Source organism: Marisediminicola sp. UYEF4, from assembly GCF_040546025.1.
In the GTDB taxonomy this organism is placed as follows: Bacteria; Actinomycetota; Actinomycetes; order Actinomycetales; family Microbacteriaceae; genus Marisediminicola.
Genome location: NZ_JBEPNA010000021.1, coordinates 23,292 through 31,190 on the forward strand (window position 1 = coordinate 23,292; position 7,899 = coordinate 31,190).

The following is a 7,899-nucleotide window of genomic DNA, read 5'->3' on the forward strand; positions in this document are numbered from 1 at the left end:
CGCCCAGTCAAGCGTGTATCTCGGCGCTGGAGAGAATCCAGTCCATCGCCGCCGGGCACGCGTCGAGCACCGAGATGTGCCCATCGTCCGGGCGCGACCACAGCTCGGAGTGCGCGAGGCGGCGGGCGAACCAGTCAGCGTGGGCTGGCGGAACCACCCGGTCCAGCCCGCCCTGCACGACGAGGACCGGCGCCTCGATGCCCGCCACGTCGAAGCCCCACGGGCTCACGAAAGCGAGATCGTCGTCGATCAGACCGTCGGCGCCGTCGGCTGCGGCGACTCCGACGTCCGCGCCGAGCGACGACCAGCCGCCCTCCAGCGCCGCGTAGTCCCTCGCGCTGAAGCTCTCCGGATCGAACTCCTCAATCTGCTCCCAGTGCTCCCGCGCGCGCCGACCGGCCATCGCCGCGCGCAGCGACGCGCCATCGGAGGCCATCCCGGCCAGGAAGTCGAGTCCCTCGGCATCCGACGGGGCGATGCAGGCCAGCAGCGCGACGGCCAACACCCTCTCGGGCAGCAGCGCGGCGCAGGCGAGGGCATGCGGCCCGCCGCCCGACGCGCCCATGACCGCAAACCGGTCGATGCCGAGCGCATCCGCGATGTCGGCTACGTCGGACGCCGCAGACGCGACGGTGCGGCCGGGCAGAGGGGACGACCCGCCGTAGCTCGGGCGCCCATAGGACAGGAGTCGGATGCCCCGGTCGGCGGCCGCGGCGACGAGCGGCTCGAGGAGCGCGCCGGTCTGGGGCGAGCCGTGGTGCCAGATCAGCGCGAGCGCGGACCCGGACCCGGTGTCGTGAACGCGCGCGGTGCGGCCATCATCAAGTCGGATGTCGTGGGTTTTGCTCACGCGCATAGCGTACGTCCACGGGAGCACACTCGGCTGGCCGCTCTCCCGGCGAGTTAGCGTGGAGTACATGTCAGTTCAGGTTTCGCTTCCGTTCGCCTCCCTCGACGAGTTCATCGCGCTCCCGCGGATCGAGGGCCTCGCGCTCTCGCCCGACGGGCGCCGGGTGGTGCTCACCGTCGCGACGCTCACGCGCGACGCCACCTCCTATGAGCGGACGCTCTGGTCGGTGCCCTCCGACGGCACCGGAGTGCCGACTCGGCTGACCCGCTCGGCCAAGGGCGAATCCGGCGTCACGTTCACAGGGTCGGGGGACGTGCTGTTCGTCTCCGCCCGCCCGGATGCCGAGCCCGAGAAGGACACCGAGGCCGCGCAGCTCTGGCTGCTGCCGGCCGGCGGCGGCGAGGCACGGGCGGTGACCCGTCTGGCAGGCGGCGTATCCGGCATCGCCGCGACAGCGACATCATCGAATGCAGTCGTGATCGCCGCAGATCTGCTCCCCAGCTCCGACAGCCTCGAGGCGGAGGCCGCCGCGCGCAAGAACCGCACCGACAAGAAGGTCTCCGCGATCCTGCACGAGAGTTACCCGGTGCGTTACTGGGACCACGATCTCGGCCCGGCCCAGCCGCACCTGCTGTCGCTCGACCTGTCCCATCTCGCCGAGACGATAGCCGCACGGGCGACCGTGGACCCGGACGCCGCTGCAATCTACCCGGTCGACCTGCCGAGGCCGAACGACCTCACGCCGGCTCCCGGCCGCGCCGGCGACACGGCCGGCCAGGCGATCACCCCCGACGGCCGCACCGTCATCGCAGCGCTGCGCGTGCAGGAGCAGCGCTCCGGCCGGCACGTGCTGGTCGCTATCGACGTGCAGTCCGGGCAGCGCACGACGCTGTTCGACGAACACCGCGTGCACTTCCAATCCCCCACCATCAGCCGCGACGGGTCCCTCGTCGCGTTCGTCCGCAGCGCGTTCAGCACCCCGGACGGACCGGCCGACCAGGAGATCTGGGTCGTCGGCATCGACGGGACCCAACCGCGCCGCCTCGCCGCGGGCTGGGACCGCTGGCCCTCGAGCATGGTCTTCGATGTGGACGACGAGTCCCTCATCGTGACGGCCGACCACGACGGCCGCGGCCCGATCTTCCGCATCCCGCTCGACGGTGCTGCCGCGGAGCGGCTCACCCGCGACGACTACAGCTACACCCACGTCGCCGTCGACACTCAGACCGGTGACCTCGTCGCGCTCCGCTCCTCGTGGATGGCGCCGTCGCATCCGGTACGGATCACCGACGCGGGCGACGTCATCCCGCTCGCGACACCCGCGAAGGTGCCCGAAGCGCCCGGCTCGATCACCGAGGTCGAGACGGTGGCCGAGGACGGGTCGCGACTTCGCGCCTGGCTCATGCTGCCAGGCGGCGCCGACGCGCAGCATCCGGCCCCCCTCCTGCTCTGGATCCACGGCGGACCGCTGAACAGCTGGAACGCGTGGAGCTGGCGCTGGAGCCCGCTGCTCGCGGTCGCCCGGGGCTACGCGGTACTGCTGCCCGACCCCGCGCTGTCGACGGGATACGGCCTGGACTTCGTCGCGCGCGGCTGGGACTCGTGGGGGGCGAAGCCGTACACCGACCTCCTCGCGATCACGGATGCCGCCGAGGCGCGCCCCGATATCGACGCCACGAAGACCGCCGCGATGGGAGGCTCGTTCGGCGGCTACATGGCGAACTGGATCGCCGGGCACACCGATCGGTTCACCGCGATCATCAGCCACGCGAGCCTGTGGGCCCTCGACCAGTTCAACGGGACGACCGACAATTCGCAGTACTGGCAGAGCATCTTCTCGCCGCAGGGCATGATCGACAGCTCACCGCACCACAGCGTGCGCGACATCTCGACGCCGATGCTCGTCATCCACGGCGACCACGACTACCGGGTTCCGATCGGGGAGAGCCTGCGGCTGTGGTCGGAGCTCGCCGAGCACCACGCCGAGCCCGACGGCACAACGCCGCACAAGTTCCTCTACTTCCCGAACGAGAATCACTGGGTGCTCGGGCCGCAGCACGCCGTCGTCTGGTACGAGACAGTGTTCGCCTTCCTCGACCAGCACGTGCACGGGGCAGATTGGACGCGCCCGGAATTGCTGGGCTGACAATAACTCGACCCCCGTTTAGGGGGGCGCGGAGTCCCCTATAAGGGGGACTATGCTCAACTCAACCGCCCCCCGAATGGCCGCCGCGGTTCGGCATGCACGACTACCGCACCCGAATCGTCCGCCGCGGTCGGACACTCGAACATGGAGACCCACCATGCCTGCTGCTGAAACTGCTCCCCTCGCGCCCTCCGGCTGGTACCGCGATCCCCTCGGCCTTCCCCAGCTGCGCTGGTGGAACGGCATGATGTGGACCAACCAGATCGAAGAGCCGCGTGCTGAAATCCAGGTCTCGTCGGCCTACAAGGTGGAGCTCGTCAGCTCTCCCTAACCTGTCCGCGGGATTCACGTGGTGACGCGGATTCTCCTCAGCCGGTGCTTCTGCCGTCCGGGGATGTCAGCGGAGCGCTAGCCTGAGGTCTCTACCTCGAGGAGTGCTCATGCCCGATGGCGGCCCCGCCGACTACCGCCCCTATGCGGGAGCGGTGGTCTGGCCGAGCGGTCTCGGTGCGCTCACCGATCGCGCCCTGTGCCCCGCCTGCTTCTCGCGGCTTTCCGGCACGGTGTGCGGCGTGTGCGGGCTCGACCTGAATCATCCCGCGGTCGAGCTTCTGTTCGCGACATCGCTCGAGGCGTCCGCGATGCTCTCCCGCAGGGTCGGAATCATCGGCCGGATGCGATTCGAGACGGATGCGCGTGCCGCAGCCATTGCGGCCGCGGCACGCTCGACGGCCTCGGGGCAGCCTGACGCGACCCTTGCCGCTGTGCCCTTTGCGGCTCCGGTGGTCGCGCCTTCTGGCGCCGTCATCGCCGCTGCGGCGCGTCCCGCTGTCGCGCCTCCCGGGGCGCCCGCCCCTCCAGCGCCTCCAGCGCATCCAGCGCCTCCAGCGCCTCCTGTGGCCGCTGCTGCCGCCGGGCCGGCCGGGCCGGTCCGCCGCCGGGTGTCGAGCGTGCAGCTCGCCCTTCTCATCGTCGGGGTGTCCGCCCTGTCGGTCGGCGCGATCTTCTTCCTCGTCTACGCCTTCATCAACTTCGGGATCGGCTGGCGGTCCATCATCATCGGCACGATCACGCTCGGCGCGATCGCGGGCGCAGAGCTTCTGCGGCGTCGAGGTCTGCGCACGACCGCCGAGGGGATCGCGAGCTTCGCGATCGTGCTCGTCTACCTCGACGCCTTCGCCGTCCGCGCCAACAACCTCTTCGGGGCTGGAGCAGTCGCCGGCGACGCATTCTGGGGACTCACCATGGTCGCCTCCGGTGCCGCCTTCGTGGCTTGGAACCGCGCAACAACGATGCGGGCGCCCAGCATCGCCGGCTTCGCGACCGTCTCCCCCGGTGTCGGACTTCTCGCCTATTCTGCGGCGCCGGCGGCACCCGAGTCGATCAGGCTCGGGATCACGTTCGCGGCCATCGCCGCGGCGGGGATCGTGCACCGGCTGGCCGGACGCCCCGCCACGACCACGGCAGCCCAGGCCCCCGCGCGCACCGAACGCTGGATCGTGCTCGTCACCTCGCTCGCCGCACTGGCCGGCGCGGCACTGGCCGCCCTCGGCATGATCTGGCTCGATCCGGTGCTCGGATCGGGAAGCGGAGCGGATGCCGGGCAGATTGCGGGACCCGCAGCATCCGCCACCACCTTCACCGTGATCGGGCTCATCGCCGCACTGCACCTCGTCGTTCTCTGGTCGCTTCCTGAACCACGGCCGCTCATGTTCGGTGCCCTGTTCGCGGCCGCCCTCGGGCTCGCGTTCGCCGTGACCGGCGCCGTCGCGGTGGCACGCGACAACGGACTCACCGCTGTGCTCGTCCCCGCTGTCGTCGCCGTCGCGGTCGCCCTCGGCCTCGAGGCCGGCGCGCACCGCGTGGCCGATTCATTCCTGCGACGGAGTTCCGCCGTGGCCGGGGCCGGGGCCCTCCTCGTTGCGGCCATCGTCGCGATCCAGCCCCTCCTCACCAGCGGCACCGCGACCCTGCTCGCCGTGACGGCCCCGCTCGAGGAACCATGGACGCGCTCCGCCACCGACTCCATCGCCGAGCCGACGGCGGCGCTCCGCGACGCGATCCTCACGCTCGCTGCGGTGACCATCCTCGGCGCGGTCGGGTGGGCGGCCAGCGGCCTGCTTCGCCGCCGGGTCCGCGTGCTCGCGTCCGTCGTCGCGGCGGTACTCGTGCTTGCGGTCCCCCTGCTCGGAAGCGTCGTGCTCGTCTCGATGGGATGGCTGGTTCTCGGGGTCGCGTCGCTCGCGGCGCTCCTGCTGCTCGCCCGCACCTCCCCTGGCATCCCGGCCGCCTCGGGAACTCCGTCTCCCAGCACCCAAACTGTCCCGTCGGGCACCCCGGCTGTCTCGCCTGCCGTGACGCCCGCGCTGCTCTTGCTGCTCGCCGTCGCGACGACGGCCGGCTGGATGCTCGGCTGGGCCAGCGAGGCGACGTGGGCACCGGCCACCGCCGCAGCGGTCGGGCTCGCTCTCGTGGCCCGAGCGCTCACGCGCAGCGCGGGCATCCGCGCGGGACTACTCGGCATCGCGCTGGTGCTGGTCCTGGTCGCAGCCGCCGCTACGGCACGCCAGGTCGGTATCGCCACCGACATCATCGCGGCAGACGACTCGGTGCGTCTGGTCGGGTTCACGGCGGTCGTGGCACTCGCGCTCAGCGCCTTGCCGCTCAACCGCATGCTCAGCGCACTCGACCGGCGCACGATGTTCTGGATCTCCCTGGTGGCCGCTGGCGGCTCGGCCGTGTGGCTGCAGTTCGGTCCCGCATCCGATGTCGCCCTCCTCGCTCCGGTACCCTCGGTCCTGGTTCTCAGTGCGCTCCTGCTCGCCGCACTCCTGCTCTGGACGGCTCTGCCGTCCACCGCCGCCTTCCCGATCGAGCGGTCAACGGCATCCGTCGCGATCGGGTCCGCCACGCTCATCCTGCTTCTCTCGATTGCTCTCGCAATCGACGCTCCCGAGCTTGTCGTCGCCGTGGCTCCCGTCACCGCCGCGCTGCTGGTCAGCGCCGGGTCGCTGGCCGTCGCGATTATGCGACAGACGCAGATACCCCGCGAGGTCCGTGATCTCGGCGTGGTGCTCGTCGGCGTGCCGCCGATGGCGCTCGCCCTGCTCGCGCGGCAGGACGACTCCACCTGGCTGGTGCTCGTCATCGCCGCCGTCGCAACACTCCTGCTCGGCACGAGCCGCGACGGCGTGTTCGCCTCGAGGTCGCCGCGCCGCCACCTCGCCTGGGTCGCGCTCGCCCTCGCGACGATGGGCCTGTGGCTCGCGCTCGGCGACCGCGGCGTGACCGTGGTCGAGCCGTGGGTGCTCCCGCTGTCGGGGGCGCTGCTCATCATGGCGCTGCTGCTCTGGCGAGCCGACCGTCGGGCGGCGGCAGGAGCCGGGGTGGGCGGTCCCGTGTCCGCATCCGGCGCGGTTCCGGCATCCGGCGCTCGTCCGGCACCCGGCGCTCTTCCGGCGCCCGGCGCGGTTCCGGCATCCGGCGCTCGTCCGGCGCCCGGCGCGGTTCCGGCATCCGGCGCAGCGCCCGTCGTCGCGCTGGCCGCACTGCTCGTCTCGATCGTGCCGATCGCCGTGGTTGCAGCGGACGGCCCGCCGACCCGCGCCATCATCATCGGCGGCATCTCGGCCGGCCTGGTACTGCTCGGCAGCATGGTCGTCGCGCGCGCCGGCATCCGTCCCTACCTGGATGCCGCGGCCCTCGCGGGGGCGGTCGGAGTCATCGTCACAGCCGTCGGGCGTGCCGCCGCCATCCTGACCGACGGCCCCCGGGGCATCGCGCCGGGCGGCGAGCTCGAGGCCTGGCTCGGCTTCGCGCTGCTCGGGCTCGTCGCGGCCGGCTTCGGCCAGAGCCGCGAGCGGCTCTCCGGTGCCACCGGAGACGCGTTCGCCCGCCAGCGACTCGTCGCCAGCCAGGCGCTCGCGATCATCGCCTTCACCGCCGTGATCGCGATCGAGGCCATCGCGATCGACGGCGGCCCGGCCGGCCTTCTGCGGGCGCTTGGGGTGACGCTCGTATTCTGCGCCATCCACGTCATCGCGTTCCTGATCGACCGGGCGCCGTTCACGCAGTTCGTCGCGTGGCTCGCCCTCGCGTATGCGTCCGTCGCCGTGGTCGTCGGCATCGTCGCGGGCGCTCTCGACCCCATCGAGATCGGCACGATCCCGCTCGCTCTCGCCCTGATCGCGACGGGCGCCGTGCGGATGATCTCGGATCCGGATGCCCGGAGCTGGCCCTGGCTGGGACCGGGCGTCGCGGTGCTGCTGGTGCCGTCCCTTTTCGCGACCATCGACGATGGTCCACTCTGGCGCCTCGTCGGCATCGGCGTCGTGGGGATCACGATCGTCGTCATGGGCGCGGTGCGACGGTTGCAGGCACCGTTCCTGATCGGCGCCGTCGTCGTGCTCGTGCATGTCCTCGCGACGTTCGCGCCGCAGATCAGGGCCGTCTACGAGTTCTTCCCGTGGTGGTTGTGGCTCGCCGTCGGCGGCATCGTCCTCATCGCCCTCGCGGCCCGGTACGAGCGGCGGATCCAGAACGTACGCGGCATCGTGCTGCGGGTGAGCGGGCTGCGGTAGTTCCTCCGTAGTGGGGGACTTCTACTCTTCGGGGTCTTCGCCGCTTCGGGGGTTGCGCCGCTTCGGGGGGTCCTCCGCTTCGGCGGTTTCGCCGCTTCGGCGGTTTCGCCGCTTCGGGGGTTTCGCCGCTTCGGGGGGGTCCTCCGCTTCGGGGGTCCTCCGCTTCGGGGGTCCTCCGCTTCGGGGGTCCTCCGCTTCGGGGGTCCTCCGCTTCGGGGGTCCTCCGATTCGGGCCTTTTCCGCTTCGGGGGGGGGGGGGGGGGGGCGCCCCCGGTTCAGTGTTTCCCCGCTTCGGGGCCGTCGCGTGCGCGGGCGCGGGGGGC

The 7,899-nt window shown here is 71.7% G+C and carries 4 protein-coding genes; 3 read left to right on the forward strand and 1 reads right to left on the reverse strand.

Annotated features, from left to right (window positions below):
• Positions 1-7: 7 nt before the first annotated feature.
• Complete coding sequence (locus tag ABIB15_RS13995) at positions 8-850, reverse strand: alpha/beta fold hydrolase (protein WP_354479879.1); 843 nt, start codon at positions 848-850, stop codon at positions 8-10.
• Positions 851-917: 67 nt separating this feature from the next.
• Between ABIB15_RS13995 and ABIB15_RS14000 the strand changes: the two genes are divergently transcribed.
• From ABIB15_RS14000 to ABIB15_RS14010, 3 genes are all read left to right on the forward strand, one after another.
• Positions 918-2,996 carry a S9 family peptidase gene (locus tag ABIB15_RS14000; RefSeq protein ID WP_354479881.1) on the forward strand — a complete coding sequence of 693 codons (2,079 nt, stop codon included), beginning with the start codon at positions 918-920 and terminating at the stop codon, positions 2,994-2,996.
• A 157-nt stretch (positions 2,997-3,153) separates the two neighbouring features.
• A complete protein-coding gene (locus tag ABIB15_RS14005; RefSeq protein WP_354479884.1) occupies positions 3,154-3,327 on the forward strand; it encodes a DUF2510 domain-containing protein in 174 nt (57 codons plus the stop codon).
• Positions 3,328-3,436: 109 nt separating this feature from the next.
• Complete coding sequence (locus tag ABIB15_RS14010) at positions 3,437-7,576, forward strand: SCO7613 C-terminal domain-containing membrane protein (RefSeq protein WP_354479887.1); 4,140 nt, start codon at positions 3,437-3,439, stop codon at positions 7,574-7,576.
• Positions 7,577-7,899 lie beyond the last annotated feature (323 nt).